This window comes from Leptolyngbya sp. PCC 6406 (genome assembly GCF_000332095.2).
Classification (GTDB): domain Bacteria; phylum Cyanobacteriota; class Cyanobacteriia; order Phormidesmidales; family Phormidesmidaceae; genus PCC-6406.
This window is the reverse complement of record NZ_KI913949.1, coordinates 2,079,877-2,093,328: the sequence shown is the minus strand read 5'-3', so window position 1 is coordinate 2,093,328 and position 13,452 is coordinate 2,079,877. Positions and strand designations below refer to the sequence as shown.

Annotated in this window: 13 protein-coding genes; 10 read left to right on the top strand and 3 right to left on the bottom strand. The window is 55.1% G+C overall.

The genetic code is table 11. From position 1 onward, the window contains the following. Positions 1 to 19 precede the first annotated feature (19 nt). The 7 genes from LEP6406_RS0209460 to LEP6406_RS0209430 all read left to right on the top strand — a co-directional run bounded on the left by LEP6406_RS0209460 (position 20) and on the right by LEP6406_RS0209430 (position 2,715). The gene (locus tag LEP6406_RS0209460) at positions 20 to 271 is read left to right on the top strand and encodes a UPF0175 family protein (RefSeq protein WP_008313401.1); all 252 of its coding nucleotides are present in this window, start codon (positions 20 to 22) and stop codon (positions 269 to 271) included. Then, positions 268 to 756 (top strand): PIN domain-containing protein, encoded by a 489-nt coding sequence (locus LEP6406_RS0209455; protein WP_008313402.1) that lies wholly within the window; start codon positions 268 to 270, stop codon positions 754 to 756. The genes LEP6406_RS0209460 and LEP6406_RS0209455 overlap by 4 nt, the downstream gene beginning before the upstream one ends. Positions 757 to 759: 3 nt before the next feature. Then, complete coding sequence (locus LEP6406_RS0209450; protein ID WP_008313403.1) at positions 760 to 1,179, top strand: hypothetical protein; 420 nt, start codon at positions 760 to 762, stop codon at positions 1,177 to 1,179. Between the two features lie 2 nt (positions 1,180 to 1,181). Beyond that, on the top strand, positions 1,182 to 1,436 hold the full coding sequence (locus LEP6406_RS0209445; RefSeq protein WP_008313404.1) for a hypothetical protein: 255 nt from the start codon (positions 1,182 to 1,184) through the stop codon (positions 1,434 to 1,436). Further along, positions 1,426 to 1,647, top strand: coding sequence for a PIN domain-containing protein (locus tag LEP6406_RS34750; protein ID WP_008313406.1), 222 nt, complete (start codon positions 1,426 to 1,428; stop codon positions 1,645 to 1,647). Before LEP6406_RS0209445 ends, LEP6406_RS34750 begins: the two co-directional genes overlap by 11 nt. 319 nt (positions 1,648 to 1,966) lie before the next feature. Beyond that, positions 1,967 to 2,233 carry a UPF0175 family protein gene (locus LEP6406_RS0209435; RefSeq protein WP_008313407.1) on the top strand — a complete coding sequence of 89 codons (267 nt, stop codon included), beginning with the start codon at positions 1,967 to 1,969 and terminating at the stop codon, positions 2,231 to 2,233. After that, positions 2,230 to 2,715: a PIN domain-containing protein gene (locus LEP6406_RS0209430; RefSeq protein ID WP_008313408.1), complete on the top strand. Its 486-nt coding sequence runs from the start codon at positions 2,230 to 2,232 to the stop codon at positions 2,713 to 2,715. The genes LEP6406_RS0209435 and LEP6406_RS0209430 overlap by 4 nt, the downstream gene beginning before the upstream one ends. 375 nt (positions 2,716 to 3,090) lie before the next feature. Here the strand turns inward: LEP6406_RS0209430 and ileS are convergent, their stop codons facing one another. The 3 genes from ileS to LEP6406_RS0209410 all read right to left on the bottom strand — a co-directional run bounded on the left by ileS (position 3,091) and on the right by LEP6406_RS0209410 (position 8,211). Next, entirely contained in the window at positions 3,091 to 6,051 is a 2,961-nt protein-coding gene (ileS, locus tag LEP6406_RS0209425) for an isoleucine--tRNA ligase (protein WP_008313409.1), read from the bottom strand. A 111-nt stretch (positions 6,052 to 6,162) separates the two neighbouring features. Then, positions 6,163 to 7,035, bottom strand: coding sequence for a bile acid:sodium symporter family protein (locus LEP6406_RS0209415; RefSeq protein WP_008313411.1), 873 nt, complete (start codon positions 7,033 to 7,035; stop codon positions 6,163 to 6,165). Between the two features lie 270 nt (positions 7,036 to 7,305). Beyond that, positions 7,306 to 8,211, bottom strand: coding sequence for an FTR1 family iron permease (locus LEP6406_RS0209410; RefSeq protein WP_008313413.1), 906 nt, complete (start codon positions 8,209 to 8,211; stop codon positions 7,306 to 7,308). Positions 8,212 to 8,436: 225 nt separating this feature from the next. On the opposite strand from LEP6406_RS0209410, the gene LEP6406_RS30155 reads away from it, so the two are divergent. From LEP6406_RS30155 to LEP6406_RS27295, 3 genes are all read left to right on the top strand, one after another. Further along, the gene (locus LEP6406_RS30155) at positions 8,437 to 11,076 is read left to right on the top strand and encodes an ATP-binding protein (protein WP_008313415.1); all 2,640 of its coding nucleotides are present in this window, start codon (positions 8,437 to 8,439) and stop codon (positions 11,074 to 11,076) included. Between the two features lie 295 nt (positions 11,077 to 11,371). Next, the gene (locus tag LEP6406_RS0209400; protein WP_008313417.1) at positions 11,372 to 11,770 is read left to right on the top strand and encodes a response regulator; all 399 of its coding nucleotides are present in this window, start codon (positions 11,372 to 11,374) and stop codon (positions 11,768 to 11,770) included. Continuing rightward, positions 11,763 to 13,295, top strand: a complete 1,533-nt coding sequence (locus tag LEP6406_RS27295) for a hybrid sensor histidine kinase/response regulator (protein WP_008313418.1) — start codon at positions 11,763 to 11,765, stop codon at positions 13,293 to 13,295. The genes LEP6406_RS0209400 and LEP6406_RS27295 overlap by 8 nt, the downstream gene beginning before the upstream one ends. Positions 13,296 to 13,452 lie beyond the last annotated feature (157 nt).

Below are 13,452 nucleotides of genomic sequence, written 5' to 3'. Positions count from 1 at the left end.
ACTCAGCGAACTCAAAACCATGCAAATTACCCTGAACTTGCCTGAAAACCTAGATTCAACCGCAACTCTAAACCAAAAGGACTGGTTGCGGGAAATTGCCATTGCTCTTTTTCAGCAAGAACTGGTCACCCTAGGTACCGCCAGCCAAATCGCCGGGATGCACCAAATGGAATTTCAGCAACTAATTGGTAGTCGTGATATCTGCATTCATTACGACATTGAGGATTTTGAAGAAGACCTCCAAAACCTCCGTAATCGGGGTTGGCTATGATTGTCGTCAGCGACACCTCACCCCTAGGAAGCCTAGCGCTAATTGATTACCTTTGGCTGCTACCCAATATTTATGGCACCGTCGTCATCCCTAATCTTGTCGCGAATGAACTGACTGCGGCTCCGGATACTCGGATTCAAAATATCCTCACCCTTGATTGGATTCAAGTTCAACCCCTAAGCAGCACTACTATAGCTGAAACCTTGCAGCAAAACAGAAATTTAGACCCTGGAGAAGCTCACGCCATTGCTTTGGCCATTCAGCTTAAAGCTGATGAACTCCTGATTGACGAGCGGCTAGGTCGCAGAGAAGCACAGCGCTATGGTCTTTCTGTAATTGGACTATTGGGTATTTTGGTCATCGCTAAACAAAGAAACCTCATCCCCAAAGTTCAACCCGTTATGGATGCTTTAAGCAACCAAGCTGGCTTTCGCGTTAGTTCTCAGCTCTATCACTATATCCTGATGCTGTCTCAAGAATCCTAAAAGATGAATAACACGTTCAACATCCAAAACTTCAACGCAAACAATGCTGCCGTCAACCTGGGCGGCACGATCGAGGGCGATCAGATTGGGACGCATAATTCTGCTGTCACTGACCCCGAAGTACAAGCAGCCATTGCCGAGCTGCAAACCCTCCTACCCCAACTTCAGACTCAACATCCCCAAGTCACTACCGAAGTCGAAGCCCTAGCGATCATTGACTCAGAATTCATCGAGATTCAGCAATCTCCAACGAGTAAACTCACCATCCTCAGCCAACAACTCCTCAACCCGGAGCGTCACGCCCAAGCCCTCAAAGCCACCCTGGGCGAAGTTGTCAAGCACTACCTGGAAGACAGCGTATGGGCAAAAGCCACCCTAACCTATCTCGACAAACTGAGCGAAACCCCTGACCAAGGAGCCTGACCATGCAAATTACCATCGACCTGCCTGAAGCCCTTCAGCAAACCCTAATCCATCAAGCCACCCAAAACCAAACCACCCCTGAAAACCTGATCATACAAGTCCTCAACCAATACCTCCAACCCGCGATCGCAACCGCCGACACCGATCAACTCCTCTCCCTCATCGGCACCCTAGACCTCGGCACCACTGACCTCGCTGAAAACCACGACGAATACATTGGCGAAGCCCTCTACCAAGAACTTCACAATGCCGAATAATCTCTTCATCGATACCTCTGGCTGGGCTAGTCTCTTCATCCCCACCGAAAACCATCACCTGATCGCTGCCCAGCAGTTTCGTCAAGCGATCGCCAATCGGATCTCTATCATCACCACAAACTATGTCATTGCCGAACTTGTCGCGCTTCTCAATAGCCCCCATCGCCTACCGCGCGATCGCATCTTCAACCACATCAATATCGTCCGATAAAATCCCTACATCACCCATCTCCATATCGATCCCACCCTCGACCAAGCCGCCTGGGAACTTTGCCAAAACCGCCCCGATAAACCCTGGTCACTCGTTGATTGCAGTTCCTTTGTCATCATGCAACAACACAACATCCAACAAGCTCTCACTACCGACCACCACTTTGAACAAGCAGGCTTCACTCGACTCTTGAAATAATCACAAACTGAATCAACGGAATCTGAACAATGAAGCAATTGAAACTCCAGTAAGTGAAATTCGCGAAATTATTGATCACTTCAATAAATCCACCGAAACCCCTGACTTAGGAGATTGAACCATGCAAATTACTATCGACCTGCCCGAAGGTATTGAATTGGACAATACCGTTCGCCAGCAAGCTGAAGCGAAAGCCCGTCAGACTTACATCATGGAACTTCTGCGCTACGGCAGTATCAGTACAGGCTACGCAGCTCAGAGTCTTAACCTCAGTCGCTTAGAAGTTATAGAACTGATGGGACAGTACAAAATCTCGGTTTTCCCAGAGCAAACTCCTGAAGAGATCACCCAAGAGGTGGCTGAAACCCGGAGCCTGATTCAACCGTGATAATTGTCTCCAATACGACGCCCCTAAGTGAACTAGCCAAAATTGACCGTCTTGATTTGCTCCATTCTCTATTCACAAAGATCCTAATTCCTCCAACTGTTTATGCAGAACTCACCACAGGCAGTCATCCTGCTACAATTGCAGTCCCTGCTACCACATGGATTGAAACACGGACTGTTCAACAGGTAGGAAGAATTGAACAACTGCTACAGACCCCAGGACTTGACCGGGGCGAATGTGCCGCGATCGCATTAGCTGAAGAATTGAAAGCAAATCGATTGCTAATGGACGAACGAGCAGGACGCAAACTAGCCCAAATGCTAGCATTACCCACCATCGGCACCATAGGGATTTTATTGCTTGCCAAGGAAGAGGGAATCGTGAGCAAGATCACTCCCTTGCTGGATAACTTAATCAATCAGGGGACATGGATTAGTCCTAATTTTTATCAGCAAATATTACAGATGGCAGGCGAAGAATAGCATCAAAACTCGTTACCTTTCCACCTCAACTGGCCGTTATCTATGATCGAAAAGGAGTCGCAATCGCCAACTTGTCTATGAAGTCTACGGCGACCCAATCATGCAACCAGAAGAACTCCCATGAACATCCCCATCCCCGCAGACCTGGAACATCGTCTTCAGCTCCATCTCGCCCAACTCTGCCTGCCAACGTGCCCTTGAAGCGATCGCGATCAAAGCCTACACAAATCGCTTAATGAGTGCTGCCGAAGTCGAAGCAGAGCTTGGACTTCCCTCCTATCTCGCTACCGATGCCGGGTATATCGATGCCGGGTATATCTCATTTCTGTACCCCAACAGCAGCAACAGGAGGTGCCCATTGTGACAATCGACTCGCTAGAAAGTGTCAGAAAGGGCGGCGGTGCAGCGATCGCAGATCTGAGGATGTTCCGCTGAGTCACCGACGTGGGTGGAGTAGTTCCAACAGCGATCGCACTTTTGGCCCACCGCATCAACCACCCCAATCTGTACCCCGGCGCTTTCGCCGCTGAACTTAAGTCCCGTCAGAGCCTCGGGGCTGTCCAGAATTTCCACCTGGGAGACCAGAAAAAGGTAGCGGAGCTCGTCTACGTGGTTATTGCCAAGTGCGATCGCATCCCCAGGATTGAGGGAATCCAGGCGGGAGCGTAGCGTCTCGTCCTCAGTGTAGAGCCGCACCTTGGCCTCCAGAGACGAGCCGATCGCCTTCCCACTGCGGGCCTGCTCTAGAACCTGATTCACCCCTTGGCGCAGGGTGCGGAGGTGCTGCCAGGGGCTAGCCAGGTCGGGGTTGACCCACTGGGCTTCCATCTCGACCCAGCCGGATTGGAAGACAGAGGTATGGGAAGTGGGGTAGGGCAGATTTTGCCAGATATCCTCCGCCATGTGGGAGAGGACGGGGGCGACAGCGCGGGCTAGGTTTTCAATCGCGATCGCCAGTACTGTCTGACAACTGCGGCGGCGGGGGGAATCTGCCCCACTGATGTAGAGGCGATCCTTCGCCGTATCTAGATAGAAATTGGACAGATCCACCACACAGAAATTTTGGATGGTCTGGAAGAATCGGAAAAACTGGTAGGTGTCAAAGGCATCCTTCACCTCCGCAAACACCTCCGTCATCCGGTGCAGCATATAGCGATCTAGTTCCGGCAGATCGCCATAGGCCACTGCGTTTTGGGCCGGGTCAAAGTCGTGCAAATTCCCCAGCAAAAACCGGGCGGTGTTGCGGATCTTACGATAGACATCCGCCATCTGCTTGAGGATATTGCTGCCCAAAGGCACATCGGAGGAATAGTCCACCGAAGAGGCCCACAGCCGCAACACATCCGCCCCATAGGGAGGATCCTGTTTTTGATTCTTGCCCCCATCGATCACGATTTGGGGATCCACCACATTGCCGATGGATTTGCTCATTTTACGCCCCTGCTCATCCAAGGTGAAGCCGTGGGTGAGCACGGTTTTGTAGGGGGCGTGGCCATGAACCGCCACACTGGTGAGCAGGCTGGACTGGAACCAGCCCCGGTGTTGGTCGGAGCCCTCCAGGTACATTTCCACCGGGTAATGGAGTGCGTCCCGCTGTTGAGCCACCGCCGCCCAAGAGGAACCAGAGTCGAACCACACATCCATGGTGTCGGTGCCCTTGCGGTAGGTGCGGCCATTGTCGCGGTAGGCGGGCGGCAGCAATTCCGACTCCGACAGTTCCCACCAGGCATCGGAGCCCTTTTCGCCAAATAGGGCTTGGATATAGTCCAGGGTGTCTGGGTTGATCAGGGGTTCCCCGGTTTCTTCGTCGTAGAAGACGGGGATGGGCACCCCCCAGGTGCGCTGGCGAGAAATACACCAATCGCTGCGATCGCCCACCATGGCGGTGATCCGGTTTTCCCCCTGGGCGGGAATCCACTGCACCGAGCGAATCGCCGCCATGGCTTCATCGCGAAACCCGGCCACCGAGGCAAACCACTGCTCTGTGGCCCGGAAAATGGTGGGCTTCTTCGTCCGCCAGTCGTAGGGATATTTATGGACATAGGGTTCCTGCTTCAGCAGAGAGCCCGCCGTTTGCAATGCCTCGATGACTGCCGGGTTGGCATCCTTGAGGACATTCAACCCCGCAAACGGCCCCGCCTCTGCCGTCATGTCCCCCCGTTCATCCACGGGACAGAGAACGGAGAGCCCATAGCGCTGCCCCACCTGGAAGTCCTCTTGACCATGGCCGGGGGCGGTGTGGACGAGCCCAGTACCGGATTCCGTGGTGATATAGTCACCGCCGACAATCACCGGACTGGTTTCCCCCCGCTTATCCGTGGGCAGTTGATCCTGCAAGGGATGGCGATAGGTGCAGCCCTCTAGGTCTGATCCCTTCAGTTCTGCCTTTAAGGTCAATTCTGTACCCAGAACTTGACTGAGGCGATCGCACAGATCCTTGGCAATCAGCAGATATGGGAACGGCTTCCCTGACGCCACTGCCACCACTGCGTAGGTCAAGTCCCCATTCACCGCCACCGCCAGATTGGCGGGGATGGTCCAGGGGGTCGTGGTCCAGATCGCCACCCCCAGATTTTCTCCATAGGGGGCCAGGGTGGCCTTAGCGGCGGCGGATGCCTCCACTAGGGGAAAAGCGGCGTAGATACTGGGGGAGGTATGGCCTTCGGGATATTCCAACTCTGCCTCCGCCAGGGCGGTTTGGGAGGTGGGGCTCCAGTGGACGGACTTGAGGCCGCGATAGATGTAGCCCTTCAGGTACATCTGGCCAAAGACCCCAATTTGGGCTGCTTCGTATTCCGGTTGCAGGGTCATGTAGGGGGTGTCCCAGTCGCCCCAAACGCCGTAGCGCTTGAATCCGGCCCGTTGGCGCTCAATCGTTTTGAGGGCAAAGGCTTTGGCCTTTTTCCGCAGCTTAATCGGGGTCAGGTTGGCGCGGGTGTCGCTGTCCATAGCCTGCAACACCTTCAGCTCGATGGGCAGGCCGTGGCAATCCCAACCGGGGATATAGCGCACCTTGCGTCCCTGGAGAATTTGGTACTTATTAACAATGTCCTTGAGGATTTTGTTCAGGGCGTGGCCAATGTGGAGATCGCCGTTGGCGTAGGGGGGGCCATCGTGGAGCACAAAGGGAGCCCCTGGGTTGCTCTGGGCCAGGGTTTCGTAAATCTGCTGATCGGCCCAGAACTGCTGAATTTCTGGTTCCCGCTGGGGGGCATTGGCCCGCATGTCAAAGGTGGTCTGGGGCAGCAGGATGGTGTCTTTGTAGGTGTTGCCGGAATTTTGGGGCTTAGTCACGGCGATACAGCACTGGGAAGGGTTAAGGACAATGCCCGCCATTATCCGCTATCCTCTACCCGGCTTCAAGCTGGGCCGGTTTCAAGGTGGAGCGGATGGGGCAGATACCTTACTAGGGTAAGGCAGGCACGGTGGGGTCAGGGCAGAACGGTGTCATCGCCCTTTCCCTCCACGGCTGATTACCCCGGCAAAGAGGGCACTGGTGGCAAACATCAGCAAGCTATAGATCGCCGCTGGAATCGCCATTGTAGGCATATTAAGGAGAGTCGGGGCGCTGGCTACCGCGATCGCTAATGTCCCATTTTGGATGCCCACTTCCACCGCGATCGCCTTTGCATCGGGCTCCGACAATTGGCTCACCCTAGCCAGACTATAGCCCAGGGCCATGGCCACGAGATTCAAGGCCAGGGTCACGCTCCCCACTTGCAAGAAAAAGCCCAGGACACTAGCGCGTTCTTGCACCAATAGCCCCACAATGATCAACCCCAGAAATATCAGAGATAGCCATTTCACCCCTTTTTCCAGTCCCTTGGCCCAGGTGGGTGCAAATCGATGCAGCCCCATGCCCAAGGTGACCGGAATCAGGGTGATGACGGCGATTTGTAGCACCGTAGTTCCAAAGGGGAGTTGCAGCGCCACCGCCGACCCCATGAAGGTTGCCATCGCCAGGTTGACCACCAGGGGCAGGGTAAACACCGTCACCAGACTGCTAATGGCGGTGAGGCTAATGGACAGGGCCACATTTCCCCCCACCAGGTAGGTGATTAGGTTAGAGGTGGGACCACCGGGGCTGGCGGCCAAAATCATCACCCCCACCGCCAACGGCGGGGAGAGGGGAAATATCCAGGCCAATCCAAAACCCACCAGGGGCAGCAGCAACAACTGCGCCCCCAACCCCAACAGGACTGCCCTGGGTTCAACCAAGACGCGCTTAAAGTCGGCGATCGTCAACCCTAGCCCCATGCCCAGCATGATGATGAACAGGGCTAGGGGCAGGAAAATAGCGGTCAAAAAACTCGATTCCATCTCACCCCCTTCGTTGCGGACCCCAGTTCGGGGTGATAATTATTTTCCTACAATGGGGACGTTACGGGTTTGGGGAACCCTGACCCTAGTAGTCTGCGGCGTAAATACCCTAACCGTTCTATCGTGGCACACCTTGTCCCCTCTCCCTAGCCTCTCCGCCTGGGAGAGGGGACCGGAAAATGTTGGGCTGGTGCGACAATAATGGACTGATTTACGCCCTGTGGTACTAGCCTCTCCACGGCCTCAAGAGCCTAAGGGGGTGTGGGTCTATCACTGCCCATCAGAGACAAGGGGGCGGAGGCTGCGGAAGTAGAGGCTACCAACAGTGAGGATAAAGAGAAGGTAGGCCAGGAGTTGGCCGACATAGAGGTGGTCGCGATAGCCCAGGAGGGTTTTGAGCAGGATGCCAGGAAAGCGGTGATCGTTGAGGACGGTGCTGGTGTCCCACAGCAGTGGCCCTAAGAGGCAGGACTGCTGGGAAATACACAGATTCCCCTGGATCAGGGCCAAGCTGCTGAGGGCATAGAGGGTGGCGTCTAGGTTGCGGCAGAGGGAGATTACCAGTCCGCCGATGATCAATAGGAGGAGTACCCCCATGACCTGAAAAAATTGGCGCAGATTAATGCGGATACCCCAGCGAAATAGCCCTAGACCCAGGGTGGTCGCTCCGAGTAGCCCTGCGATCGCACCCAAGAGAGCCACTCCGCTCTGTTGCACGGTGGTGAATACAAACAGCATCGTTTCAATACCCTCCCGCAGGACTGCGATGGAGATCAGGCTGAAGATGCTCCAGCCAGCGGCATCCCCATCGGTCAAAGCCGTGTTCACAACCCCCTCAATATCAGCCTTGAGCGCACGGGACTGGCGGGTCATCCACACCAGCATCCAGCTCAACATGAGAATTGCGATCCCACAGAAGAGACTGTCAAACAAAGGCTCAATAATGGGCTCTAGAGTGGGAAACCCTTGTTGCACCTGGGCCACACTGGCACTGATGATGATCCCCACCAGTACGCTTCCCCCCAGACCTGCCCCGATTCCGAGATACACCCAGCGATTCAAAGAGGACTGCTGAGCCTTGCCCAAACAGGCCAACACGATTCCCACAACTAGGGCCGCTTCCACCCCCTCGCGCAGGGTGACAAAAAAAGTGGGCAGGGCTGGGGTGAGATCCATGAATAGAGTGTGAGTAGGACGGGTAGGGTGGGGCTAATGAAATTGTAAAAGATAGGCAGAGAGGGAAATGGGGCATGATCATGGAATTAATTACCTAGGATGATTGCGGTTGCATCCGGCTTGATCCGGCTGGGGCGCGAAGAATTCGGTCTGGGAAGTAGGATGCCTTAGGGACTACTCTGCGGCCATTTTTTGGCGATCATCGGAATGATAAGGAGAGAGGGCATGGAACTGCGACGACAGATCGTGCTGATGGGAATGGCCGGGGTGGCAGCGGCACTGCTCCCTACGGTGGCGATTTTGACCTGGACCAGCCGTCAAGCATTACTAGAAAAAACCGCCGCTGATGGCATTCAGATTGCCCAGACCCTAGCCACCAGTGCCGAGTTTGCGGAGCGCGTTTCTGATCAAGTCGAGGACGCCATTTCAGAACAAATGCTGGTCCAAGCCGCCCTGACCGCCCACCTCGTCAACCTTGCAACCAAGGTGGGCGTTCCGCCTCCCCAGATCACCAGTATTTTCGATCGTATTGCTGCCACGACAGCGATAGACGAATTCTGGGTGAGTAATGAGTCGGGTGGGGTCTTTATCAATAACGTAGATATTAACTTTACCTTTAGCCCCGATACCCAAGTGCAGCCCCAGGCATCTGTCTTCTGGCCTTTACTAACAGGGGAAGCCAAAACCGTTATTCAGTCGGCCAAACCCCGAGAATATGATGGGCAACTGTTCAAGTATGTGGGGATAGCCGGAATCGATCAGCCTCGCATCGTCCAGGTGGGTTATCGGGGCGACTTTATGGCCGATCTGCAACGAAATCTGGGGCTCGATCGCCTGGTGCAAACCCAAATTGATCTGGGCAGCATTGCCGGTGTTTGGATTGTAGACAGTAACTTAACGGTGCTTAGTTCTGGGGTTTCCCCAGGCAGACCCTCTAATTTGGGGGAGGAGGATTGGGATTTGATTCTGCAAGCCCAGGGGAGGGCTCAACCCAAGCGGCGGATTTTGGGACCGATCCTAAAGGTGGCGACCCCCTTGCGAAATGATGGGGACCAAGTAGTGGGAGCAGCCCTGATTTATGTGCCCATTGACGATGTCCGCGCTACCCTGCGCCAACAACTTTTTCTAGCGGCGCTGGTATCGGGGCTGGTGCTAGGAGGCAGCACCCTAGGGGCTATAGAGCTATCGCGGCGGCTGACCCAACCTCTGGCTCAGTTGAACCGGGCGGCGGCGGCGATCGCACTGACGGATTGGTCTGCCAGTGCTGCGATGGAACAGCTCGATACCGCACTCCCCATTTTCCGCCAGGATGAGGTGGGGCAACTAACAGACACTTTCAATCGCATGACCCAGCAGCTTAAGACTGCCTTTGTCACCCTAGAGGACCGGGTTGCAGAGCGTACCCAGCAAATGCAGGAGGCTGAGGCTCATAACCGAGCCATTCTGACCGGGATTCCGGACTTGATGTTTCGAGTGGGGCGGGATGGCACCTATCTAGGCTATGTGAAAACCGATCAGGTGCTGGATCTGCTGCCCCAGGATTACGAGCCCGTGGGCCAACCCATTACCAATCTCTTGCCTGAGAATGTGGCCCGCCGTCACCAACGGGCAATCCAAGCGGCCCTAGAGACCCAGGAAATTCAGCTCTACGAGCAGGCAAATCCCTTGGCGGACCGGATCCAGTATGAGGAGGTCCGGGTGGTGGCCAGTGGTCCTGATGAGGTGCTGTTTATGATTCGGGATATTAGCGATCGCAAGGCGGCAGAGGCTGCTCTGTATCAACGAAACGCCGATCTCGCTGCCGCCCTACAAGAACTCAAAACCACCCAGGATGAGTTAATTCAGTCAGAAAAAATGGCGGCCTTGGGCCATCTCGTTGCGGGGGTAGCCCACGAGGTGAATACACCCCTGGGGGCCATTCGGTCCTCCGTGGGTAATATCACCAAGTATCTGGACCATACCCTCAATAGCCTACCCAAGTTGCTTCAGGTGCTGCCTCCAGAGGCCACGGAGCAGTTCATCGCCCTCGTGATGCGGTCCTTGACCCGGCCTCCCCTACTGTCGGCCAAGGCTGAGCGGCAACACCGCCGGACCTTGACCCGCACCCTAGAAGTTGCGGGGCTGCCCCAGGCCGATACCATGGCAGAAACCCTGGTGGTCATGGGTATTTACGACGATCTGGAACCCTTCATGCCCCTCTTGCAATTGCCCAATCAGCGGGATCTGCTAGAAACCGCCTACCGGCTGACGGGGCTTTACCGCAGTGCCCAAACCATCCACAACGCCACCGATCGCGCTTCAAAGGTCGTATTTGCCCTCAAGAGCTATGCCCACCATAGTGTCAGTGGGGAGCCGGAGTCCTTTGATGTGGCGGAAAGCCTGGATACGGTGCTGACCCTTTACTACAACCAGCTCAAGCGGGGGGTGGAGGTGGTGCGGCACTACAGTCCGGTGCCTCCGGTCATCGGCTATCCCGACGAGATCAACCAAGTGTGGACCAATCTTATCCACAATGCCCTCCAAGCCATGGATAATCGGGGTACTCTGACTCTTACGGTGGGCGCGATGGCCTTTGGCCAGTCAGAGACTATCGCGGATGGCGTCACCATCACCATCACCGACGATGGCCCCGGCATTCCCGAAGACATCCAGGGACGCATCTTTGAGGCATTTTTTACCACCAAACCCGCTGGAGAGGGTAGCGGCCTCGGCCTCAACGTGGTGAAAAAAATTATAGAGAAACACCAAGGCCAAATTGCGGTAACCAGCCGACCGGGCTGCACGTCCTTTACCGTCACGTTGCCGATGCAGCCTCCGAAAATAGAGGAGCCATCCACCATCGCTACCACTTCAACGGACAATTAATAATTGATAATTATGAAAATTGCCAATCATCAATTCCCCCACTCCAGAACCGGACCGGGCGGGTTTTGAGCCTCCCATTCTGAATTCCCCGGTACATACGAGCCAAACCCACCCCTCCTCCCCCACTCCCTGGCAGGGCGAGCACCGCTCGCCCCTACCGCGCCTCCTACTCCCCAATCCGGGTCACCCGGCGACAGCAGGGCGGGTTTTGAGCCTCCCATTTGGGATTCCCCATTAGATCCGAGCCAAACCCGCCCCTACGGGATTTACCCTAATACCCCAACACCCCACTCCCATGTCCAAGCCCGTCATTCTCTGTGTAGACGACGAACCCATTGTCCTAGAAAGCCTGCGCGCCCAGCTCCGAGAAGCCTTTGGGGATGCCTATTACTATGAAGTTGCCCAGGATGCGGATGATGCCCTAGAGGTTCTCGACGAGATTCAGGCGGAGAATACCGATGTAATCGTAATTGTCTCCGACTGGCTGATGCCGGGAATGAAGGGAGATGAGTTCTTGATCAAGGTGCATCAGCGCTTTCCTAAAGTGGTGAAGGTGCTGCTCACGGGGCAGGCGGATGAAACTGCGATCGCACGGGTCAAGGTAGAAGCCAACCTGCACAAGTGTCTCTTCAAACCTTGGTCGGAGGCAGATTTGATTGAAGCCATCCAGTCGGGGCTTGCCAGCCATGGGTGAAGTTCAGGCCAAACCTGCCATTATCTGCGTGGACGATGAGCTGATTTTATTGGAGAGCCTGCGGGATGAACTGCGGCAGTCCTTTAATCAGAAGTTTCTGATTGAAATTGTGGATAGTGGCGAGGGAGCCCTAGAACTGGTAGAGGAATTACTAGAGGAGGATTACGAAATCCCCCTAGTGATTTCCGACTACATTATGCCGGGAATGAAGGGGGATGAACTGCTGAAACGCATCCACCAACGGTTGCCCAAAACCCTCAAGGTAATGCTGACAGGACAGGCCACCATCGAAGCGGTAGGGAACGCCATCCAGCATGCAAAACTCTACCGCTATATCGCCAAGCCCTGGCAACCGGAGGATCTGCGGTTGACGGTATCGGAGGCAGTCAACAGTTATCAACAGGACAAAAAACTGGCAGCTCAAAATCAACAGCTTCTCAGTCTCAACCAAGCCTTAGAGGAGGCAAATCGAACCCTAGAACAGCGCGTGGATGAACGAACCCAAGCCCTATCCACAGCTCTAGACAGCCTTAAGGCGGCCCAGGAAAGCTTAGTTCAGTCCGAGAAAATGGCAGCTCTAGGACAGTTGGTGGCGGGAGTCGCCCACGAGATCAATACCCCCATGGGGGCGATTCGAGCTTCCATTGGCAGTTTGATCACGGCCTCCGCCCGATCCCTAGAACAGCTCCCAAACCTGTTGCGATCGCTGTCAGAAGACCAGCTTGCCGATTTTCAAGCCCTGCTGGCACTGACCCTGGAGCAGCGCCCTATGCTCGTGGCTCGCGAAGAACGACAGGCCCGCCGCACCATCGCCGCTGACCTGGCAGCAGCGGGCGTTCCCGATAGCGAAACAGTTGCCCTGAGACTGGTGAGTATGGGAATTACCCAGGGCATCACTCGTTTCATCCCCCTCTTGAGCCACACCCTTAGCCCTGAAATACTCGCAGCAGCTCAGGCTTTAACGGTGCAGCGCAACAGTGGGGAACGAATTCGACTGGCAGTGGAGAAGGCTACAAAAATTGTCTCCGCCCTCAAGAGCTACGCCCGTCAAAGTAACGACAGCGAGCCCTTACGCACCAACCTCCAGGACAATATCGACATGGTCCTGACCCTCTACCACAACAACCTCAAGCGGGGGGTAGAAGTGGTGAAACAATACGAGTCCGTACCGGAGATCTGGGGCTACCCTGATGAACTCAATCAGGTGTGGAGCAACCTGATCCACAACGGCATCCAGGCCATGAATGGCCAAGGCACCCTTACCATTACGCTCAAACTTGAAGGCGAGGCCGTCCACGTATCTTTTAGCGATACAGGCTCCGGCATTCCCGAGAACATTCAGGCTCGCATTTTCGACCCGTTTTTCACGACCAAGCCCGTAGGCGAGGGCAGCGGCATGGGACTCAGCATTGTCCATCGCATTGTGGATCGCCATCGCGGCACCATTACGGTAGCCAGCCAGCCCGGAGCCACCACTTTTCATGTGCTTTTGCCCCTCCAACCTCCCCCAAGCAAGTCCTCTTAGAACCCCAGTTTGGGATAACGAATCTGTCGTCAAATAATGTACCGACTAACCCAGTTTTCTCCCTCCGGGTTGCATTAGCGAAGCAATGCACCGCAGGATGGCCGCGCTCCTGACAAACGTATAGGGGCGGTTTGAACCAACCGCCCCTATACAGCCA

Excerpts from the sequence above, each read along its gene's own strand:
- ileS (WP_008313409.1), bottom strand. The coding sequence starts at position 6,051 with ATGGCGGGCATTGTCCTTAACCCTTCCCAGTGCTGTATCGCCGTGACT.
- LEP6406_RS0209450 (WP_008313403.1), top strand. The coding sequence starts at position 760 with ATGAATAACACGTTCAACATCCAAAACTTCAACGCAAACAATGCTGCC.
- LEP6406_RS0209445 (WP_008313404.1), top strand. The coding sequence starts at position 1,182 with ATGCAAATTACCATCGACCTGCCTGAAGCCCTTCAGCAAACCCTAATC.
- LEP6406_RS27295 (WP_008313418.1), top strand. The coding sequence starts at position 11,763 with ATGGGTGAAGTTCAGGCCAAACCTGCCATTATCTGCGTGGACGATGAG.
- LEP6406_RS30155 (WP_008313415.1), top strand. The coding sequence starts at position 8,437 with ATGGAACTGCGACGACAGATCGTGCTGATGGGAATGGCCGGGGTGGCA.
- LEP6406_RS0209410 (WP_008313413.1), bottom strand. The coding sequence starts at position 8,211 with ATGGATCTCACCCCAGCCCTGCCCACTTTTTTTGTCACCCTGCGCGAG.
- LEP6406_RS0209435 (WP_008313407.1), top strand. The coding sequence starts at position 1,967 with ATGCAAATTACTATCGACCTGCCCGAAGGTATTGAATTGGACAATACC.
- LEP6406_RS0209400 (WP_008313417.1), top strand. The coding sequence starts at position 11,372 with ATGTCCAAGCCCGTCATTCTCTGTGTAGACGACGAACCCATTGTCCTA.
- LEP6406_RS0209460 (WP_008313401.1), top strand. The coding sequence starts at position 20 with ATGCAAATTACCCTGAACTTGCCTGAAAACCTAGATTCAACCGCAACT.
- LEP6406_RS0209455 (WP_008313402.1), top strand. The coding sequence starts at position 268 with ATGATTGTCGTCAGCGACACCTCACCCCTAGGAAGCCTAGCGCTAATT.
- LEP6406_RS34750 (WP_008313406.1), top strand. The coding sequence starts at position 1,426 with ATGCCGAATAATCTCTTCATCGATACCTCTGGCTGGGCTAGTCTCTTC.
- LEP6406_RS0209415 (WP_008313411.1), bottom strand. The coding sequence starts at position 7,035 with ATGGAATCGAGTTTTTTGACCGCTATTTTCCTGCCCCTAGCCCTGTTC.